This is a genomic window from Fuerstiella marisgermanici (genome assembly GCF_001983935.1).
GTDB lineage: Bacteria > Planctomycetota > Planctomycetia > Planctomycetales > Planctomycetaceae > Fuerstiella > Fuerstiella marisgermanici.
This window is the reverse complement of the sequence record NZ_CP017641.1, coordinates 3,535,350-3,555,871: the sequence shown is the minus strand read 5'-3', so window position 1 is coordinate 3,555,871 and position 20,522 is coordinate 3,535,350. Positions and strand designations below refer to the sequence as shown.

The 20,522-nt window shown below is 56.6% G+C and carries 13 protein-coding genes and 1 tRNA gene; 6 read left to right on the top strand and 8 right to left on the bottom strand.

Annotated elements, in window-relative coordinates:
- Positions 1-53: 53 nt before the first annotated feature.
- On the bottom strand, positions 54-1,097 hold the full coding sequence (locus tag Fuma_RS13395) for a Gfo/Idh/MocA family protein (protein WP_077024579.1): 1,044 nt from the start codon (positions 1,095-1,097) through the stop codon (positions 54-56).
- A 354-nt stretch (positions 1,098-1,451) separates the two neighbouring features.
- On the opposite strand from Fuma_RS13395, the gene Fuma_RS13390 reads away from it, so the two are divergent.
- Positions 1,452-1,655, top strand: a complete 204-nt coding sequence (locus tag Fuma_RS13390; RefSeq protein ID WP_077024578.1) for a carbon storage regulator — start codon at positions 1,452-1,454, stop codon at positions 1,653-1,655.
- A 1,607-nt stretch (positions 1,656-3,262) separates the two neighbouring features.
- Here Fuma_RS13390 and Fuma_RS13380 read toward each other — a convergent pair.
- The 5 genes from Fuma_RS13380 to Fuma_RS13360 form a co-directional block, all read right to left on the bottom strand.
- A complete protein-coding gene (locus Fuma_RS13380; protein WP_083732025.1) occupies positions 3,263-4,003 on the bottom strand; it encodes an arginyltransferase in 741 nt (246 codons plus the stop codon).
- Between the two features lie 162 nt (positions 4,004-4,165).
- Positions 4,166-5,398, bottom strand: coding sequence for a protein kinase domain-containing protein (locus Fuma_RS13375; RefSeq protein ID WP_077024576.1), 1,233 nt, complete (start codon positions 5,396-5,398; stop codon positions 4,166-4,168).
- A gap of 193 nt (positions 5,399-5,591) precedes the next feature.
- Positions 5,592-6,638 (bottom strand): ADP-ribosylglycohydrolase family protein, encoded by a 1,047-nt coding sequence (locus Fuma_RS13370; protein ID WP_077024575.1) that lies wholly within the window; start codon positions 6,636-6,638, stop codon positions 5,592-5,594.
- Positions 6,639-6,653: 15 nt separating this feature from the next.
- Positions 6,654-8,027 (bottom strand): DUF1501 domain-containing protein, encoded by a 1,374-nt coding sequence (locus tag Fuma_RS13365; RefSeq protein WP_077024574.1) that lies wholly within the window; start codon positions 8,025-8,027, stop codon positions 6,654-6,656.
- An 18-nt stretch (positions 8,028-8,045) separates the two neighbouring features.
- Positions 8,046-10,292: a PSD1 and planctomycete cytochrome C domain-containing protein gene (locus Fuma_RS13360; protein ID WP_229360913.1), complete on the bottom strand. Its 2,247-nt coding sequence runs from the start codon at positions 10,290-10,292 to the stop codon at positions 8,046-8,048.
- Between the two features lie 302 nt (positions 10,293-10,594).
- On the opposite strand from Fuma_RS13360, the gene Fuma_RS13355 reads away from it, so the two are divergent.
- Positions 10,595-11,767, top strand: a complete 1,173-nt coding sequence (locus tag Fuma_RS13355; protein WP_077022421.1) for an ISAs1 family transposase — start codon at positions 10,595-10,597, stop codon at positions 11,765-11,767.
- 83 nt (positions 11,768-11,850) lie between these two features.
- On the opposite strand, the gene Fuma_RS13350 is transcribed toward Fuma_RS13355, so the two are convergent.
- Together Fuma_RS13350 and Fuma_RS13345 are read right to left on the bottom strand one after the other, a co-directional pair.
- Complete coding sequence (locus Fuma_RS13350; RefSeq protein ID WP_077024573.1) at positions 11,851-12,447, bottom strand: HNH endonuclease; 597 nt, start codon at positions 12,445-12,447, stop codon at positions 11,851-11,853.
- Positions 12,448-12,527: 80 nt separating this feature from the next.
- A tRNA-His gene (locus Fuma_RS13345) sits at positions 12,528-12,602 on the bottom strand.
- Between the two features lie 710 nt (positions 12,603-13,312).
- On the opposite strand from Fuma_RS13345, the gene Fuma_RS13340 reads away from it, so the two are divergent.
- From Fuma_RS13340 to Fuma_RS13325, 4 genes are all read left to right on the top strand, one after another.
- Positions 13,313-14,359: a GGDEF domain-containing protein gene (locus Fuma_RS13340; RefSeq protein WP_077024572.1), complete on the top strand. Its 1,047-nt coding sequence runs from the start codon at positions 13,313-13,315 to the stop codon at positions 14,357-14,359.
- Positions 14,360-14,418: 59 nt separating this feature from the next.
- Entirely contained in the window at positions 14,419-15,615 is a 1,197-nt protein-coding gene (locus tag Fuma_RS13335; protein WP_077024571.1) for an EAL domain-containing protein, read from the top strand.
- Between the two features lie 272 nt (positions 15,616-15,887).
- A complete protein-coding gene (locus tag Fuma_RS13330; RefSeq protein WP_077024570.1) occupies positions 15,888-17,249 on the top strand; it encodes an AAA family ATPase in 1,362 nt (453 codons plus the stop codon).
- Complete coding sequence (locus Fuma_RS13325; RefSeq protein ID WP_077024569.1) at positions 17,246-20,509, top strand: tubulin-like doman-containing protein; 3,264 nt, start codon at positions 17,246-17,248, stop codon at positions 20,507-20,509. Before Fuma_RS13330 ends, Fuma_RS13325 begins: the two co-directional genes overlap by 4 nt.
- Positions 20,510-20,522 lie beyond the last annotated feature (13 nt).

Below are 20,522 nucleotides of genomic sequence, written 5' to 3'. Positions count from 1 at the left end.
GTGAATGGCAAGGCGTGGAATTTTGTGCTGCCGGTTTCGTCAGCGGCACGCGGCTAAACAGGGACGATAGTTCCGTCCTGAATGCTTTTCGCTTCGGCGTAGCAGATGTTGAGCGCGTCCAGGGCCAGGTTGCTTGAAAGCGGTCCAGCCGGTTGGCCCTGCAGGTGATTCACGGCCACTTGCAGTTCCTGAGTGAAAGCGGCGCACCATTTGTCGCCTTCCGGCAAATCCACGGCTGTGACCGAACCATCGCTGGCAACCAGACTCAACGGACGATTCACCACCCATTCGCCGCCGTAGGTGCCGGCATCGAACAGCAGCGTGGCATCTTCGAAATACAGCTCAAACCCGTGCCCGAAGGCCAGGCCCTTCGCCGCAATGCCGCCGCTAACCGCCGAAATCGCCGGGCCATCAGAACCGTAGACATAAGAAGTGTGCACGTGGTTGACGAACCCGTCCTGCAGCAGCCCCGTCGAAAAGACGGCATCCGGCTTGCCGCAGGCGTGAGCGATAAAATGGTTGTCGTGGATATGCAGATCGATGCCCCAGCCACCCAGTTTGCGGAAATCGGACATATCGTTCGACCAGTCCGGCGGACAGATCACTCGCTTAAAATGGCCGGCCTTCAGCTTGCCGAATTCTTTCGATTGGATCGCTTTGGCCGCGAAGCTGAATTCAGGGAAAAAGGGCAGTACGTGAGCGACTAACAGAGGGACACCAGCCTTGTCCGCTGCCGCAACCATTTGCTTCGCCTGTTCGGGATCGACTGAAATTGGCTTTTCCACGAGCGTCGGTTTTCCGGCCGCAAGTGATTCCATGACAACGTCGAAATGCTTGTCGGTGGGAAGGCAGACGTCGACCAGGTCAATGTCCGGATCCGCCAGCAGCTCTTTGTAGTCGGAATAGCACTTCAGATCTGACACATCGACCTGCCCACCGGGCGGGCCAAAATTGCCCTGAATGCTGGTCCAGTCCCCGGACAGCTTGGCCGTGTTGCGAGTCGCGAAGGCCGTCACTTTGCCGCCGGAAATGTCCCGTGCGCCTTCAAAGTGCGTGTAGCCCATAAAGCCGAGTCCCACGATTCCGATTCGCGTCATGTGATCTGTTCTCCTGTGTATTTGGGGGCGTTTTTTGAATGTGCAGAGCAGACCACACGCGCATCCAGAAATCAAGTTCGCGACTGCCAATTTGACGGCCACCACAACAGTGCCTGTTTTGTGGGCAATTTGACGGTGCCTAAAATGTGGGCAGTGCCGATTTTGGGGGAATTGCTCTTGGCAACAACCTTGCAGGTTGTATCATTCTGATGTCGACATCAAGGTGATGGCAGCAATTCGCTGCGGGTTGCGATGCGGGTCGGCAGAAACTGCCGCAAGGCTGGCGCTGTGTCAGTTTTCTTGTGTCGGGTACATGGAAGTTCTGATACCACGGAGTAAACGGAGTAGGTAACAATGCTGGTACTATCACGAAAATCGGGCGAACGAATTCTGATCGGTGATGACGTCGCCATTACGGTTGTTCGCATAGGTCCGAATTCAGTTCGGATCGGAATCGAAGCGCCGAAGTCGATGAACATTGTTCGCGAAGAACTGTGTGACTTTGGCCCTGAGAAAGAAGGCGGCCGCACGCCGGAGCCGAAAGCGATGCCGCTGTAACTCGCGAGGCAATTCCAGCAGCGGCAGGCCAGCAAGGTCTTGAAGTCGCGTCGCTGGACACCTGAGCGGCATGACGCGAAAAAACACGACAGCCGTTCTGGGCTGCAACGTTAAAGTGTGAGTTCAACGGCTGAGTCCCCCACATCGGGCGACTCAGCCGTTTTTTTTGTGCGCTGCCGTCCTCCTCGTGGCCCGCGTCCCGCGTACCTGCTGGCCGAGCTTCTCCACGCCGAACACCAAACGGCTAACGCCGCAAACTCTGCACTCAATAGATCCTTGCGGGATTGGGAGCTGTGAAATTTGCGGCAACGTGCGCGGCCGGGGTTGGAACGAGGAACGAATGAAACCCCGGGTTTCCTTCGCTTCGCTCAGTCAAACCCCGGCCACACTCAAAGGAGCGGTGCTCTTGTTTGGTTGAGGAGCGATTTCGTAGAAGGTCGAGGCGGCGGGCGTTTCGGTCTGTTGTTGCCTAGACAGCCGTCTGCACACAGCGCCGGTTGCGAACCCAGACGCCATGTCGCTCGAAAAGCTCCGCAGGATTCGCAGGCTGTTGCCATACAGGTTTGCTGTCCGGGACAGCTGCCGGCACTCGCCGGTCGTGAAAAGGCAGCCAGCCACCAACTGTCGCCAGGCTGGGCGATTCCAGCGTTCACTAAGCCAGCACCTCGAGCCGTACGCCAGCTTCGGTCGTGTTGCACTGCGATCTGCCGAGGAGCAGGGGCGAGCGCCGCAGCCTGGCTAATCGCTGACTCGATTACGAAGTCTTAGTCCCTCGCAGCAGGCCCTGAGTGAACCGCCCACCAGTGCATTTTTACCGTATTGCGGGCGAATTTGGTGCGTTTCCGCAGTGTCGGAGGCTGAAGAGTGCTATCCGGGCCGTCATTGAGGGCTGGGTTTAGGCATGCAGGGCGAAAATACGGTGGTTTTCCGGTTACGAAACTTGAAAAAGATAGGAAGCCTGTGCTGAGACGGTTGATTATCTGAAAAGCGCCACCTACCTTCCGCAGAGTGCTGAGATCACCTAGTAGATCAAATTCAACGAAACCCCTATTGAATCACGGAGAAGAGAGATTATGAAACAACTTCTAACGATTATGATGAGCCTTGGGCTTGTCGGATTTATGGCTCCAGCAGACGCTGAAGCTGGCTGTCATGGCGGCTGTGCCGTCAGCTCATGCGGCGGATGCGACAGTTCATCCTGCGGCAGCTGCGGTTCACACCACAGCTTTACTTCTTGCGGCTCAAGCTGCGGAACTTCATCTTGCGGTTCTTCTTGCGGCGGTTGCAGCTCTAGCTGTGCTCCAGCACCAACCTGCTGTGCACCAGCACCAGCACCAACTTGCTGTGCTCCAGCTCCAGCGCCAACCTGCTGTGCCCCAGTACAGACTTGCTGTGCTCCAGCACCAAAGTGCTGTAAGGTTAAATGTTGCAAAGTTAAGTACAAGAAAGTGCGTTGCAAACAGCCTCGCTGCAAACGTTCTCGCTGCTGCCGCTAAGGTACTGGCAAACAACGCAACGGCACACGGGACGCTCTCAGTTTGGGGGTTCCCAACTAATTTCAGCACACTCACGAACTCGACACCGGCTCTCGCCCGTGTCGAGTTTTTTTATGCATCCATCCAGACTGCGGGATCGTCGTCTTCGCAGTATTCGGCCAGGATTTGGTGAGGCCGGAAGCGGTTTTTGTAGTTCATCGAACCGCAATCCCGGATGTAATAGCCCATATACAGCCAGCGGCGTTCGAACTGCCGGCCGTAGTCCAGCTCACGCAGCACAGACATCGTGCCGAAGCCTCGCTCCCGCAGTTCGGGATCGTGAACAAAGTAAATACTGGACATCACATCGCCCGGAGCGTCGACAATGCCCAGCGCTACCAGCTTGCCATTCAGTCGGTACTGAAATTCGCGGGAAAACGCAAAGTCGCCGTCGACAAACGATTCGTAGTAATCGTCTTCGGTGATCCGTCGAAACGGCCACTGCCGCCGCTGATGCATGTCGAGATGGTAGGCGTTATACAAATCGAGGTGTTCGGACGTGATGGTCAGCGGCTGCACGGTTAAGACGACATCGCTGTTCCGATTTCGAGCTCGCCGCTGACTTTTCGACGGCTGAAACTTATTGATGTCCACTCGCAGGCTTTGGCATTCACAGCAATTGGCACACACCGGACGAAACAGCGTGCGCCCGAATCGTCGCCAGCCGCGTTCCAGCATTTGCAGATAACGTTCTTCTGTCAGCGACATAGCCAGCCGGTACTGCATTCGCGACGCGCGGCCGGGCAGGTAGGAGCAATCGGATTCTGATCCGATGATCTCCAGTTCCTGAGTTGTTGGGTCAATAGAAGCCACAACGACACTCCGACGGGGCGAGCAAACAAGTTAGCCCGACAACTGCTGCGTGAGCTGACACAATTCCGCGGCAGTAAAAAAAGTTGGGCCGCAGGAATCGTACGGTGTCAACGCAGGTCGAGGCAAGGGCTGGCTCCCGACGTCTGGCGGACAGTCAGCCCGTCAAAAGTTTGCGTCGGCGTACTGCTTCAGTGCGGTTCCCATTTCGCGAGCTGATTGATAGCGGTCATCTGGCGCGTGGGCGAGCGACTTCATCAGGATCCGTTCCAGCTCCGGATCGAAGTCGGGCTTGAATTCGCTGGGTCGCCGCGCCACGCCGTGAGCTACCTCTTTGATCGCGTCTGATCGGCATTCGCGGCTGATGTCATACGGATGCCGACGCACCAGCGTGATATACAGGATGGTTCCCAGCGAGTAGATGTCTGCACGGCCGTCGAGCCGATCGTTCTCACCCCGAGCCTGTTCGGGGGCCATATACATTGGCGTGCCGACGACATAGCCTTCCATCGTCTGCGAGTTTTCTCGTTCCGAATCCGGCCGGAACATGTTGCGGCCAAGTCCGAAGTCGACCAACTTCGGTTTGCCTTCGCTGGTCATCATGATGTTAGACGGCTTCACATCGCGATGGATGATTCCGTTTTGGTGAGCGTGTTCCAAGCCTTTGCAAAGCTGATACACGATGTCGAACATTTGCGGCTTTTTGACCGTGTGATCTTTCATGTACCGTTGTAGAGGCACGCCATCAATTAATTCCATCGCGCAGTAGCCGATGGTGCGGTCAATTTTGCTGTCGTAGATCTGAGCGATGTTGGGGTGACACAGTTTCTCCATCAGCTTGATCTCGCGAGCAAACCGGCTGAAGATGCCGTCGGTCGACAGGTCCATTCTCAGAATTTTTAATGCGACCTGCTGCCCGGTGGCATTCTGAATCGCCTTCCAAACGGTGGCGTAGGCTCCTTTGCCGAGTAGGTTTTCAACGGTGTAGCCGTCGATGGTCGGCTTCGTCCAGCCTTTGGGAGGGACGCGTTCCAGAATGCGAGCGGCTGCGGTCAGACGCGATTTCAGGATGATGGGGTTCGTCGACTTCGGAAGGTAGTCATCCGCGCCGGCACTCAACCCGGCCACCATGTCGTCTTCTCCGTCGCGAGCGCTGAGGATAATGATATAGGTGAAGTCGCGGCTCAGGTCTTCCTTAATCCGCCGACACACTTCAACGCCATCCGCTTCCGGCATTTGCCAATCCAGAATAGCCAGCCGCGGCGCGTCGTCACTGTTTAGGATTTCGAGCGCTTCTTTCCCGTTGGCGGCAGACACCGGATCGTATCCCCACGACTTCAGTTGGCCCTCCAACAGAACTCGGACAGTCCTGCTGTCTTCCGCAATAAGTACCTTCATTGTAAATCACACATCTGTAGAGATGTTCTGCACGTGTCCCTCTGGCCGTTCGCTGCACATCGAACCGGGCAGCCGTCTGCTCAAACTGTGAACGGCGTCAAGTATGGAATGCCGTTCTGCGCACGTCAATCCTGGCACTTGCAACGCGCACTGCCGGACAGCGTGACACAGTCCGCAGCTCGCAGAAGGCAGCTTAATACGGCGGCAGCAGGCGACGGAATCCGTGCTTCAGGACGACAGCAAGAAACAACAGATTGCGAGTCCCCTGCATTAGAAACGATGTCTGCAGTGGGGTTTCCGGTATACCGGTTTCTGATACTCGCGCGAGTTGTTTGCTGAGTCTTGTCATCCAGCGAGGGGAGCATGGCGTGTCTCGAATGCCAGCGACGAGGTCTGCGTCGATAGCCGATTCGCAGCCTATGATGCCACCGGCAATTGCGGCCGTGGTGTCTGCATCGCCGCCGCACAAAATCAGGGTTCGGACCATCTCGGCGGCGTTGCCACGGTGACTCAGCCATCCGTGGATACAAACGGGCACGGTATGAAGGATGTATCCGGTGACGCCGCGAGCACCGCACAGCTTTGATGCGAAATCCAGAGTTGATTCACTGTCAGCGAGGCTGCATTCCACATCGCGAATGGCCGTCAGCACGTCCAACGCATGTTCGCCGTCCAGCTTCGCGTCCACCAGGCGAAAAAATTCATGGGCCGTTGCAAACTGTTGCCGAGCCGCGCCCCATGCGGCCAGCAGCACCACCGCGGCGCCGTGTTCGGCTTTGGGATCGGTATGTGTAATGCGTGCGGAAATCCGGTTAAGTCGTAGAGCCGTGTCCGCGTTGTCAACGGCCGCACCGATGATGGCCGCTCGCATCGCGGGCCCATTGCCGGCGGAAAACACGCCACTGCGGCGCGCGCCAAAGCCAGCGCACAGTTTCAGGCAGGCTCGCAAAGTGGCTCGCCCCAGTCCTGCGGGCCCGGTTAGAAACCAGCGCCGCATTCGCTTTGCCAGTTCACGTTCGAACATGACTTCGTCAGTGGCCGACGCGATCAGGGATTGAGCCACAAGGCAGGCGTGTTCGGTGTCGTCTGACACCATTCCCTTGCCAAGACAAAAGTGAAACCGGTCTGGATAGCCAATCAGCTTCGCCGCTCGTTCGGCCGACAGCCCTTCATATGGAAGGCCCACTGCGTCGCCGACCGCAGTGCCCAGCAGGCAGTTTTCGATTGTTGAAGTCTGCATAGCGGCGATGCCAAACTAAACAAACAAACCTTTCACAACCTGGCCACCGTCCGGGCCCGTCAGGCGATGGTCGCGGCCCTGATGCCAGAATGTGAGATCGTTTGCAGGAAGGCCTAACGCATGCAGAATGGTGGCGTGCAGATCGCGAAAGTGCACTTTCCCATCGACTGCGCGGCGGCCCAGTTCGTCCGTGCGACCATGCACGTGGCCACGTTTCATACCGCCGCCGGCCAGCCAGAACGTAAAACCGTTGGCGTTGTGTCCCGTTTCGTCTTTGCCGTCATCGGGCGTGAGGCCCGGCCGGCCGAACTCGCCGCCCCAGACAAGCAGCGTGTCTTCCAGCAAACCGCGTTGCTGCAAATCTTCCAGCAGCGCAGCGATTGGAGCGTCGATGGTTTCGCAGTTGGCCGCTAAATCGCGTCGGTGATTCTTGTGTTGGTCCCAGCCGCCGTGGTTCACTTCGATAAACCGCACGCCTGCTTCTGCAAACCGTCGAGCCAGCAGACATTGCCGTCCGAAATCGGTGGGACGGCACGTACCGATCGATAGCTTTTTGCCGACTCGATAAGCGTCCAGTGTCGCCTGAGTCTCGCCCGACAGATCCAGCAGGTCCGGCGCGGACGCCTGCATACGGTAACCCAATTCCATGGACTGGATGACACTTTCCAGCTTGTCATCGCCCGGTCGACGATCCAAATGCCGACGGTTCATCGACTGCACAAAATCCAGTTGTCGGCGTTTGGACGAACCCGGCAAGTGGTTGCTCGCCACGTTGTTGATCGTGGCGGCGGACATGTTTTCGCCGTTTACACCAATCGGCGTGCCGTTGTAGATCGAAGGCAGAAAGGCACTGGAATAGATCGAACTCTTCGACGTGTTCAAACTGATGAAGCCGGGCAGGTTCTGGTTTTCCGTGCCCAGACCATAGTTGATCCAGGCCCCCAGGCTGGGCCGCTTCCGCAGGCGTTCTCCTGTGTGCAGCTGCAAAAACGATTGCGCGTGAATGCCCGTGTCGGCGTGCATTCCGTTGACCACGCACAGCTTGTCTGCGTGCCGCGCGGTTTCGGGCAGCAGTTCAGAAATCGGCATTCCGCAGTCGCCGTGTCGACGAAAACGAAACACAGAACCGGGATGCTTTTTCTTGCCAACCTGAGGCTTGTAGTCGAAGGTGTCTAGTTGAGCCGGGCCGCCGCTCATGCACAGAAAGATGACTCGTTTGGCAGTCGCTTTCAGTGAAGGTGCCTGCTGGGCGAGCCCGCGTTTCAATTCGGCATCTGGCGAATTGGCCGCCGATTCCGCGTGCGACGTTTGAGCACACAGGCCTTGCAATGCGAGGTACCCGAATCCACAGGACGCGGATTGCAGCATGGTTCGTCGTGAGTAGTTCATCGGCCAATTCGCTTCCCATCAATCGACATATCGAAACTCATTCGTCGCCAGCAGCGCCTGACATAGACTCGTCCACGCCAGTTCTTTCTTCTTCAGATCGTATTCCGCATCAACAAGAAACTCGGTCGCCTGCTGAACTTCATCGTCCGTTGGAAATCTCTGGTACACTCGCTGCCATGCGAGTTGCAGCCGCTGCATGTCCTGCTCAGCGTTCTGCAACAGACTTTGCGCTAACGCTTCAGCCTGCCGGATCACGAACGGGCTGTTAAACAAATGCAACGCCTGGCCGGGCACGGTACTGACATCTCGCTGACCAACAACAGACGTGAAGTCCGGCAGATCGAAGGCAGCCAGTTCGGGCGGCGGCGCACTGCGGAGATAGCACAGATACACGCTCCGATGGCGACTCGGCCGATGCAGGTTGCCGGCCAGGTTAACCAGGATGTCACGATGTTGCACCAGCGATCCTTCGCCCGGCCGCAGATCCAACAGGCCGCTGGCCGCAAGCATGCTGTCTCGCAAGGCTTCGGCATCCAGCCGACGGCGTTGATGATGAGTCAGTAAGTGGTTGCCCGCGTCGCTTTGCAGCAGAGTGTCGTCAACGTCGCTGCTAAGCTGATAAGTGTGACTTAGTACGATCGACCTGATCATCCGCTTAATCGACCACTGTTCGCGCACGAATCGAATCGCCAGATGATCAAGCAGTTCAGGATGCGTGGCCCGTTCGCCGTACGCGCCGAAGTCGTTGGGCGTGCGGACGATCCCGGCTCCAAACAGATGCTGCCAAATTCGGTTCACCATGACTCGCGCGGTTTGAGGATGGTCGTCGCGAGTCAGCCACTTCGCGAGTTCCAGGCGTCCGCTCTGTTCAGCATTTACCGAAGGTGTCGCGTTATCAGGCAACTTGCAGGCTGTCAGAAATCCGCGAGGGACAGGTTCACCGAGTTTCTTGGAATTCCCTTTGATGTTGATTTTGCAGTCGGCTGGTTTCTTCCTGTCGCGAACACCCATCGCCAGGGGAGTGCCGACCGGCCACGGCGGTTTCGGGATCGCCTTGGGTTTACCGGTGTTCGATTCCAGAACGAAAACGGTTTCCTTGAAGTCTGATGGCGGTGGATTGGGTTTGGCGGCTTTCAGCACGTGCAGGTCAGTTTTGGGAGCGGTCAGCCCTTCGTTGGCGGCGAGGCCCCACATTGTTTCGCTGCTGGTAAAGATGCCCGCCAAGGCGTAGTAGTCTCGGGTCGGAATCGGGTCAAACTTATGGTCGTGGCAGCGAGCACACGCGACGCTGATGCCCATAATTCCGGTCCCGATCACGTCAATTTGATCGGCGATGACGTCCATCGCGAAGTCGTTATTCATCGCTTTCGCGGGCTTGGCAGCCATCGCCAGAAAACCGGTCGCGATCAGATTGCGGTCTCGTTCCGCCGCCGATTCCGTCGGTAGCAGATCGCCTGCGATTTGTTCGGTCAGGAATCGATCATACGGCGTGTCGGCATTGAACGCGGCGATCACGTAGTCCCGGTAGCGCCATGCATGAGGGAATGTGGGGTTGCGGCTCAGCCCGTCATTGCCGTTGCATTCTGCAAAGCGAGCGACATCCAGCCAGTGGCGTCCCCAGCGTTCGCCAAACTGAGGCCGCGCCAACAGATCGTCCACCAATCGTTCCACTGCCGCCTGGCCGTTGGCTTCGAAGTCGGCCACAAATGCAGTCACGTCAGCGAATGACGGTGGAAGGCCGTTGAGGTCGAAGTACAGCCGCCGCACCAATGCCTGAGGCGACGCATTGTGAGTCGGCTTCAATTGAGCGGCCTCAAGCTTTGCGATAACAAAGCTGTCCATCGGATCGTACAACCATTCAGAAGTCTTCACCAGGGGAATGGCGGGATCTTCTGGCGGTGAGTACGACCATAACGCGGCTGCATCGTATTCGGTCTGCTGTTTCGCGGCAGCATCGGAGGTGCGAGGATCGGCAGCTCCCAGTTGAATCCACTTCGCGAAATCGTTGACGATGGCTTCCGACAGTTGTTCGTCGGGCGGCATTTGCAGTTCGTCATACTTCATCGCCTGCAATAACAGACTTTCGGCCGGTTTGCCCGGCACAATGGCCGCTCCCGCTTCGCCGCCTTTGCGGATACCGTGCGCAGAATCCAGCAGCAACTTGCCGCCGATTTCTTTGGCGTCGGCTGAATGGCACGCATAACACTTCTGCACCAGAACCGGACGGATCTTGTTTTCAAAGAACGTCGCCTGTTCCGGCGACATCGCTGTATCCTCTGCGATTGCCGCTGCGCAAAACGAAACGGCGCATGCAATGAGGGTCAGTTGTCGCAGAGTAAAGTACATAGAAATGCGAAGCAGTTGGTGGGATGTCATCCGGTGAGACCGCCATTATCAACAAATCTGCAGGCGAATGTAAAGGTTCTCTACCACCAAACGAAAAAGTCCCTCTGCACCCAACAGCCAGGGCCAGCGCGCACTTTGGGCAATTTAGGCTGGCGCGACAAGTGAGTATTGGTTAGTCTTTTCGTGTCGTAACATCGGACTTCACGAGGAGAGGACAAGAGATGTCGACAGTTGAACTGGCGGTCACCCAGGAGCTGACAGGAAACATTGTTCATTACTTTGATCAATTGAAAGACCCGCGTTCCAACATCAATCGTCTGCATCTGCTTGGTGATGTGATTGTGATCGCCATTTGCGGAGTGCTGGCCAACGCCGACGGCCCCAGTGCGATTGCGGAATGGGCGCGACTGAATGCCGATGGCCTGCAGAAACACCTGGCACTTCCGCATGGCATTCCGAAAAAAGATACGTACCGGCGCGTCCTTTCTCTCCTGAAGCCGAACGACTTTCAAGCGTGCTTCGTGCAATGGATTGAATCGCTGGAAGGACTTTCCGACGAACAGAAAGAAGGCTACAGAAAACAGATTGCGATTGATGGCAAAGCACTCCGTCGATCACATGACAAAAAGAATGGGCTGGGTGCGTTGTTCATCGTGAGTGCGTGGGCTTCTGATCAGGGGATTTCTCTGGGACAGGTGGCGACGGAAGAGAAGTCGAACGAGATCACCGCGATCCCGAAATTACTGAACGAAATCAATATCGATGAGGCGATCATTACGATTGACGCAGCGGGTTGTCAAAAAAACATTGCGCAGCAGATCGTGTCTGGCAATGCAGACTATGTGTTAGCCCTGAAAGGCAACCAACCGAAACTCTATGAGGTCGTGCAGAAGTTTTTTCTCGATCACCTGGAGGATGACTTCGCTCGCTGTCCCGTCAGTCGCTATGAAGAAACAGAGAAGGGACACGGTCGGCAGGAACAGAGAATCTACTATCAGGCGACCGTGCCTGTCGATTTTGACGTGGGCCACAAATGGGCCGGACTCAAGACCATCGGAACGGCGATCCGAATGTACGAGCAGGACGGCATTCATCATTCTGACGTTCGCTACTACATCAGCAGTCTGCGTCGCAAAGGCGAGCTGTTCGCAACAACGGTTCGTGGTCACTGGGCCATAGAAAACACGCTGCACTGGAGTCTCGACATGACCTACCGCGAGGATGAGAGTCGAGTCCGAAACCGAATCTTCGCGAACAATTTGTCATGGCTCAGACGACTCACACTCAGCCTCATCAAGAAACATCCTGGCAAACAAAGCAACGTCATGAAAAGAAGAATGGCCGGATGGAACATTGACTATTTGATGCAAATCCTTACCGGCAAAACAACTTAGTATGCGCTGGCCCTGACCCAACAGCACAGAAGGACTTCGTTGTTGATATCGTCAATCTCGACGATGTGCCGAATTGACGCGGATTAATCTTCCAGATCGATGTTCCAGTAGGCATCGCTTACGAATTTCGACCAGCTTTCCAGTCGCACTCCCTGGCGGGCATACGATGGATTCCACAATGGTCGAGTCGGCTTTTTAAGCAACGGCATCCCGGCTCGTTCCGGAGTTCGGTTGGCCTTGCGATGATTACATTCCACACAGGCCAACACGCAATTCGACCAGGACGATGTGCCGCCCTGAGCTCGCGGAAGCACGTGGTCAATCGTTAGTTCTTCGCTGCCTGGTCGGCAACGACAATACTGGCACGTGAAATTGTCACGCTTGAAAACGTTACGACGGCTGAACGCGACGACGTTGTTGGGCATCCGATCGTACCGCGTCAACGCGACGACTTCCGGGACTTTCAGCCGCAGCCATTGCGTTTGAATGCTGGCTTCGTCGTCGTCGGGTTCCAGTAAAGCCCAATCGTCCCAGCTATATTGCTGAAAGTCAGCCGGGTCGACAATGCGAGCCGTTTCGTTCCAGACCTTGACCAGAGATCGCGAAACAGTGGCCACGCCGACCGGCTGCCAGTTGCGATTGAGGACCAAAGTGGGTCGTTGTAGAACAGCAGTCACCACGGATTCGTTCCCTTTCGTCTACGGTTGAATCACCTTCAACCCAATTCAGATTGGCGAACAACATCGACGGTTTGACAAAAGGCAGTCTGAGGGGAATTGAACCCCCGCTTCCGGCTTCACAAACCGACGTGCAGCACCACTACACTACAGACTGCATAAAGAAGTTGCCACCGTTTGCCGCCGCAAGACGCCCAGTCACGCGTCGCCAGGATCAATGCCAAAGTGGCTCGCCCGTAGGGATTTTCCACGGCAAAAGCGAATTTCGGCGAATGCTGAAAAGACACGGACTAAGGCCGAGGGTTCGGTTGGCGATCAGCAAAAACGACCACTTCCGCACAACGAAACGGTTCGCCAGTCGGTAGCCGCCGACACCGCGCCTACACCACTGCAAACACCCCCAACGCCCCAGCCCAGGGCTCGGGGCGGCGACGCCCGTGAGTCCCCCCTGGCAAATCAGCCCTGGCCCCGTGTATCTATACGCCCCAAACCAGCTTTCACTCGGGGTGAATGGCTCGCATCCCGGTATGAGTTTCTCCTTGCCACACCCCCGGCTGCTGGCCGACCACGCGCGCCGCTGCACATCGAAAGCACCGCCGGCGTTTCAACCCTCGTCCAGCTCAACCGCCCACCACGCCAACCGCCCGTCGGTGCATACCGACTGTTTTTGCGGGAGTAATCGGTGAAGCCGGCGCAATCGTTTGGCTTTGACACCGTGCAAATGTGCATTTTTGGCAACGTCACCTCAAACCCGAGCTAGCCTGCAACTAGGCGTAGTCGGGTAAGCGTTCACAAATCCGGCTTGCGCAACATCCACCTAGAGCATCTGACTTCACATCACGAGACCGCGGGCTGAACCAACGTGATCATGAACACACCTAACAATTTAAGATCCGCCGACGCCACGATTCGGGTTTCTTCACGCGCCAGCCGCGACGCACCGCTGATGGTGCATCGAGAAACTTTGTTGCGCGATTTACCGCCGCCCGGAAACCACGAATACGTACTGGTGTCGGACGACAACGATCGGCTGATCGGCATCGTTCCTACGCGAGAAATCAATCGACGGTTGTTGGCCAGCAATCCGTTTGAACGATCTCGCTGGGTCGCCATGCCGATCGGAGCAATGTCGAATCTTTCGCTGACCGACGTCAGCGTCGAGAACCCAACGCTTGAGCGAGATGAGCTGCAATGCTCGGCGATTCGTGAAGGCGACACGCTGTTCGGCCTGGCTGTGAATGGCGATCTGTTCTTAAGCTGGCGACGGATGGAATCGTTGTTTTCAGCCGCATTGTCGGACCCATTGACCAGTCTGATGAATCGGCTTGCCTACGAACGCCGCTTGCGTGAAGAGTGGGATCGGTCTCAACGTTCGAATATGTCAATCGGCGTGGTTGTTGTCGACCTGGACGATTTCAAAAGCGTGAACGACACCTACGGTCACGTTGTCGGCGACGAACTGCTCACGCTTGTGGGACGCAAACTGGAAGTGGCCATGCGGTCGTACGACGTCGTCGCTCGATTCGGTGGCGACGAGTTTGTGGCCTTGTGTCTGGGTTGCGCACCAGGTGACATCGAAATCCCTGTCTCGCGACTGTTGAACAGCATTGGCGAAATCGCGTTGAACGTTGACGGCGATCGAGTCCATGTGGAAGCGAGTGTCGGGGCTGCCGTGCGTCACGGCGGATTCAGCGAAAGTCTGCCGGAAGAACTGTTCGTGGCCGCAGACAACTGTCTTTACGAAGCCAAGAAATCGAGTCGAAACGCATGGCGAGTGGAATTCGGAACGGGCAATGAGCCAACGCCGGAACCCATCGACTGTACCGAAGCCATTACTAACGAAGTCGCAGTTGCAGAATCCGCAATTGCGGAAACCACAGCTGCCGGTAACCCGACAGCACCAGCGCCGATCTGACAACACAGTTACTCCAGCCTGCTCGCTAAACGCAGGTTTCTTTTAAACGAGTTCGTGTCATGAACAATGAAAAACAACCTCATCTGACTGAATTTGATGCCGCATTCGCGGCTGAGATGGAAGCTGCAGATATGGAGAACATCGTGCCCGCCGACGAGGTTCTATGGGTGTTGCACGCTCACATCAACGAAAACGGAACGGCTCAGCGACTGCCCGTACAGTGCCAGCCGTTCACGATCGGTCGTCACCCGGAAAACACCGTCAGCATTTCGAACGGCACGGTTTCCGGACACCACGCCGAAATCCTGGTGGCGGGCGACCAATTGCTCATTCGCGACCGCGACAGCACCAACGGCACGCTGCTGAACGGTCGGCGTCTGTACACCGTGGAAGCCCTGCGTGACAACGACATCCTGCACTTTGGCAACGTGATGTTCACCGTGCAAAAAGACAGCGCGGTGACTCAAATTCGCACGGTTGCGTCCGACGCCGCCAGCGAAGCGATCGCTCAGGTTCAGTTCAGCACGCTGATGAGTCGTCCGGGCGTCGAACCGTATTTTCAGCCGATTGTGCGATTGGGGTCGGAAGAAAGAGTCGGCTTTGAAGTGCTGTCGCGAAGCCAGTTTATCGGGCTCGAAACGCCAGCCAAGATGTTCAAAGTTGCGGCTCAGCGAACAAGCGAAGCAGCCCTCAGTCGCATCTGTCGGCTGGAAGGGATGCGGGCCACCAACGTGCTGGATCCGTCGATGGACTTCTATCTGAACACGCATCCGGCGGAACTCAACGACCAGGATCTGATCTACTCGCTGCGAGACCTACGGCAACGTTATCCGGATCTGTCGATCATGCTTGAGGTTCATGAATCGGGTGTCACTTCGGTCGACTACCTTCGGTGCCTTCGCCAGGAACTGAATGACCTGTCCATTGGATTAGCCTACGACGACTTCGGAGCTGGCCAGGCTCGACTAACGGAACTTATCGAAGTGCCGCCAGATGTTCTGAAGTTTGACGTCAAACTTGTGCAGGGCTTGTCCACTGCGACAGATGCACGCCGGTCGACGGTCGCCGGGTTGATCCGCATTGTGAAGGACCTCGACGTCATTCCGCTGGCGGAAGGAATTGAAACTCGGGAAGAAGCTGAAATTTGCCAGGAACTCGGCTTCGAACTGGCTCAGGGCTACCTGTTTGGAAAAGGTGAGCCCGTCAAGAAATGGATTCCAGAGGAGAAAACGACACCGGAGAAACTCGTGCTGTAGTCAACGCCGGACTAACCGGGCACTGGCCCTTAATCAGTCAGCGGCTTACGAGTTCCTAAGAAAAATTCGAATGACGGGACAGAACCTCGAACAGTTTACCTAAACACGCAGCCGCGTGGGGATCGTGGGAGCAAGCGATTTGCTGTCGAAAACGGTTCGCCGCAGCCACAGCTCAGCATAACACGTTGTCACCATAGATTAAGAACAGAATTCGCTCACCAGCGAACACACCTTTCAATTCCGAACAACTGGTCGTCCAGGGTTTTCCAGTCATGTCCACAATCGCTCCTGCAGCACCTGATTCTTCACTACTGTCGCTGCTGCTAAGCGGCGAACGGTTCTGGCCAACCGATCCACGGTCTGCGCACGATCTCGGTTTGAGCGAACCGTTTCTGGAAGCGCTGGTTGCCAAGCTGTTGCTGGCCAGTGGCAGCACCAGCGGCCGCACTGTCGCCTCAGAATTGTGTCTACCGTTCAAAATCGCGGAAGCCACACTGGAACGTCTCCGCACACGACGCCTGGTGACTCACGTGGCATCCAGCAGCTTTAATGACTACGTCTACGGACTGTCTGACGAAGGTCGTAAGCGAGCTCAAACGTTTCACAACGAGTGCTCGTACGTTGGGCCCGCTCCCGTGCCCGTGATGGACTACATCATTTCTGTCGAAGCTCAAGCCATCGGCGATGAACCGATTCGCCGCGCTGAACTGATCGATGCGTTTCAGGATATCTCCATCGAAGGTGAACTACAGGACCTGCTTGGCCCGGCAATCAATTCGGGCAGCGGCATGTTCTTGTATGGAGCTCCCGGGAACGGCAAGTCGACACTGGCCAACCGCATCACTAGCTGTTTTGGTCAGGAGATCTGGCTGCCACATGCCATCATCGACGGCCGTCAAATCATCACGCTGTTCGACCCGGCCTATCACCACGTGGCCGATCAGACCGGCAACGCAAACAGCTACGACACACGATGGGTGCGAGTCCGTCGGCCCACGGTTGTGGTGGGTGGCGAACTTACGATGGACAATCTGGAAATTCGCCACGATCCCGTATCCAACGTCAGCGAAGCGCCGCTTCAGTTGAAGAGTAACTGTGGCTGCCTGCTGATCGACGACTTCGGCCGACAACGAATCTCACCCGAAGAACTGTTGAACCGCTGGATCGTGCCTCTCGAAAACAAGCACGACTTTCTCACGTTGCCGACAGGAAAGAAACTGCAGGTTCCCTTCGAACAGTTGATCATCTTTTCAACGAACCTCAGCCCTGCCGACCTGGTGGACGAAGCATTCTTGCGGCGCATTCCTTACCGCATTGAACTGAAAGATCCTGACGACCACGAATTCCACAGCCTGTTTCAAATCGCGGCGGACAAGGTGGGTTGCTTTTACGAACCCGACGCCGTCGACCATTTGCTGGCCACATACTACCGACCGTTTGAACGACCGCTGCGTCGCTGCCACGCTCGCGATCTACTGCTGCAGGTGAAGCATTATTGCACCTATAACGATTTGCAGTTTGAAATGAGAGCCGACTATTTCGACCGCGTGGCGGGTGGCTTCTTTACCGAAATCGATACCAAAGATCTGCTGGCACATCACGATCGAGACGCGAAACGCGGAGACAAAATATGAACACACAACAAGTTGATATCAAAGAAAGAATGAGTCCCACGGAGTTTCTGCAGGCCGACGATTCCGCTCGCGCACTGGAAGCCCTGGGCGGCCACAAGCTGGCTGGCTACGACCTCACTCATCGCCTCGGTTCCGGCGGTTACGGAGAAGTCTGGAAGGCGATTGGTCCAGGCGGTTTGCCAAAAGCCGTCAAGATCATGTACGGCGAACGGACAGGAAGCCACGCTGAAGCAGAATTCAAAGCACTGGAACGCATGCGCGATCTGCGACATCCGTTTCTGTTAAGTATCGAACGGATCGAAGTCGTCGAATCACGGATGATCGTGGTGACGGAGCTCGCCGACGGTAATCTGTCGCAACGGTTTGACGAATGTCGAACCGAAGGCCGCGCCGGCATTCCGCGCGATGAACTGCTCGGGTATCTGCGCGACAGCGCGGACGCTCTTGACTTCATGGCCGAAAAGCATGGCCTTCAGCACCTGGACGTGAAACCTGACAACATTCTGCTGCAGGGTGATCACGCCAAGGTGGGCGACTTCGGACTGGCAAAAGACCTGAACGTGACCAACGTGTCAGTCATCAACGGTTTCACGCCGACCTTCGCCGCGCCGGAACTGTTCGAAGGTCGGCCCGGTCGAGCGACCGACCAGTACAGCCTGGCAATTGTGTACCAATACATGCTTACCGGCGTCCTGCCGTTTAACGGTCGCACGGCCGCACAGCTAACGGCTCAACACCTCCGCAGTCAGCCGGATGTGTCCAACCTGCAGCCAATCGACCGTCCTGTTGTCGCGCGAGCGTTGTCGAAAAATATGCACTCACGGTTCGACAACTGCCGGCAGTTCGTTGACGAACTGGCAAAACGTAAGCATGGCCGCAGTTCGAACAAGGTCTTTGTTCAGCAGGCCGACAACGGAGATCTGGCTCGCACAGCATTGTTAAAAACGCAGGGCTGCATCAACGACGAAGCGTTGACTCGCGAAGAATCAACACCGATTGCAATCACTACCGAACAAACGACCGGCAAAGCACTTCGCCCCGCCGTATTTATCGGTGTCGGCGGGTTGGCCGGAATCGTCATGCAGCAGCTACGCAACCGACTTGACGAACAATTGGGAAGCCGAGCGGCCGACTATCCGATCCTTCAAATCGACACCGATCGAGAAGCGCTGTCTGAGCTGAAAGCTGTGGGCGATAAGCCGGGCCTGTCCGCAGAACAAACACTCGCCATCCCATTGCGATCGTCTAAAGAATACCGCTCAGCCAGCGGTGTTGATCTGTCATGGCTTAGCCGCCGCTGGCTGTTCAACATTCCTCGGTCCGGACAGGTCGACGGCATCCGACCGCTCGGACGCCTGGCGTTGTGCGATCATCAGGCGACCGTTCGCCGGCACATCACAGAAATGCTGCGAGAAGCCGCGTCACCGCACGAACAGAATTCTGAGGACCTGATGGCCCGATCCCGACGCCGCAACGAAGGCGTTGATGTCTTTGTGGTGGCGGCCACATCGGGCGGCACCAGCAGCGGTTCCGTGGCCGACATCGGGTTAATGGTAAAAGCGATCGTGAAGAAAGAACTAATGCAGGACGTCGAAGTTCACGGAATCCTGCTGCACGGCACCGGAGCGACTCGAAACGTTACTGACGTGCAGGAAGCTAACACTGTGGCGACGCTTCAGGAACTGGTTCACCTGTCTACGCCTGGCCTGGGTTCGCCGCGAGGATTTGACACTCGCCAAACAACAGAAGAAACGACGCCGTTCGACCATTCATTCTTCGTGCATTTGGGCGACGGCCTGAGCCGACGAAAATTCCACCGCGAAGCCGGCAAGGTGGCGACGTATCTTTACGATGCCGCCGCCACCGACGCTCAGGCAGACTTTCGTGCGTGGCGAGAAGCAGAAATCGTGGATGCGAATTCTCATCTGTCCGTTCGGATGCTGGGTATCAGTTCGCAGGATGCCGAATGTTTTCAAACGGCGTCTTCGGAGGGAGCGAATCTGTGTTCGTTGATGTTGCGTCGCTGGTGCGGCCACATGGGACAGGGTTCCGGAGAAAATCAACGGCAGCTTCCCGCGGAACTCACTGATACACGCACTTTGCTGGACGATCTAAAGCTGACCGACAACACGCTTCCACGTCAGGTGCGAGCCCTCCTGAAAGGCGAATGTGGTCGCAAAATCGGAGCGTACGCGGAAGACGTGTTCATAAAGGTGAAGGCCGAAGTCAACTTCGAAACTCAGCCACGCGGCGATGTGTTGAACCACATGGCACAACTGCTTGGCTGTAGCACGTCCATTTCTGAAAATGGTCCGTCCCTGCATCGAATTGTGGCCGAACTGTCACAGTCTCTGACCAGCATTACAAAAAGCTGCGAAGTTTCGATCCACGACCACCTGCAGAAGTTGCTCGACACGCCGCACCGTCTGGAAGGCGCGAACGCCGCTTCGGGCTACGTCGTCAACACTCTGGACGCGACCGTTACGGGCTGCAAAGCTCTGTTGGCCGAAATCGAATCTGCGTTTACAGACCTGTCGACGATGGCTCCCAGCGATTCACCCATCCAGCCCAACGATGGCGAAACTCTGGACGAGGCTGCTCACGCCTTTTGCCGACAATACTGCGTGCTGCTGGCCTACCAAACAATCCATCAGTGCTTCATCGACCACGTTTTGAAGGTGGCTCAGTCTGTGAGTTCGTTCCAGGCTAAGCTGAAGACACTCAAGGACAGTCTGGAAAATATTGCTGCCGACATGGCCGGTCCATTGCTGCTGACGGATTCTGTGCCGCAGCCGATCATCGACGCCTTCGACCGGCACGTTCGAACTTCGTTTCCCGACGTGTTAAGTGAGTTCCTGAAAAACGACCAGACGTCTGATGACCTGGGCAAAAAGCTGAGCACCTCGGCGGCTCGATTTCTGATTGCGTCGTCCGATCAGGACGGGCAGGCCGCCGACGCTCTGGGCGATACGGAAGATTTTCCGCAAAGTGCCTGGCCTGGCTTCCGCGGTTCGGGCGGCCGACGTCGTGTGCTGGGGCTGATGCCGGAAGGGATCGACCAAAGCGATATGGAAAAAACGCTACGCGAAACCTTCGACGATTGTGTGGCCACCCGAGCGATCGCGACGGATCGCGTGTCCGTGATCTGCGAAATTGAGGGCGTGCCGACGGAAAAGATTCTGCAACGCCTGACTCACAGCAATCCCCACGTCACAGAAGTCGCCAGCCGCATCCACACGCGGACAGACGTCGACTGGTAAACCCAAGCCACCG

Excerpts from the sequence above, each read along its gene's own strand:
- Fuma_RS13390 (WP_077024578.1), top strand. The coding sequence starts at position 1,452 with ATGCTGGTACTATCACGAAAATCGGGCGAACGAATTCTGATCGGTGAT.
- Fuma_RS13375 (WP_077024576.1), bottom strand. The coding sequence starts at position 5,398 with ATGAAGGTACTTATTGCGGAAGACAGCAGGACTGTCCGAGTTCTGTTG.
- Fuma_RS13340 (WP_077024572.1), top strand. The coding sequence starts at position 13,313 with ATGAACACACCTAACAATTTAAGATCCGCCGACGCCACGATTCGGGTT.
- Fuma_RS13360 (WP_229360913.1), bottom strand. The coding sequence starts at position 10,292 with ATGTCGCCGGAACAGGCGACGTTCTTTGAAAACAAGATCCGTCCGGTT.
- Fuma_RS13365 (WP_077024574.1), bottom strand. The coding sequence starts at position 8,027 with ATGAACTACTCACGACGAACCATGCTGCAATCCGCGTCCTGTGGATTC.
- Fuma_RS13335 (WP_077024571.1), top strand. The coding sequence starts at position 14,419 with ATGAACAATGAAAAACAACCTCATCTGACTGAATTTGATGCCGCATTC.
- Fuma_RS13325 (WP_077024569.1), top strand. The coding sequence starts at position 17,246 with ATGAACACACAACAAGTTGATATCAAAGAAAGAATGAGTCCCACGGAG.
- Fuma_RS13395 (WP_077024579.1), bottom strand. The coding sequence starts at position 1,097 with ATGACGCGAATCGGAATCGTGGGACTCGGCTTTATGGGCTACACGCAC.
- Fuma_RS13330 (WP_077024570.1), top strand. The coding sequence starts at position 15,888 with ATGTCCACAATCGCTCCTGCAGCACCTGATTCTTCACTACTGTCGCTG.
- Fuma_RS13370 (WP_077024575.1), bottom strand. The coding sequence starts at position 6,638 with ATGCAGACTTCAACAATCGAAAACTGCCTGCTGGGCACTGCGGTCGGC.
- Fuma_RS13355 (WP_077022421.1), top strand. The coding sequence starts at position 10,595 with ATGTCGACAGTTGAACTGGCGGTCACCCAGGAGCTGACAGGAAACATT.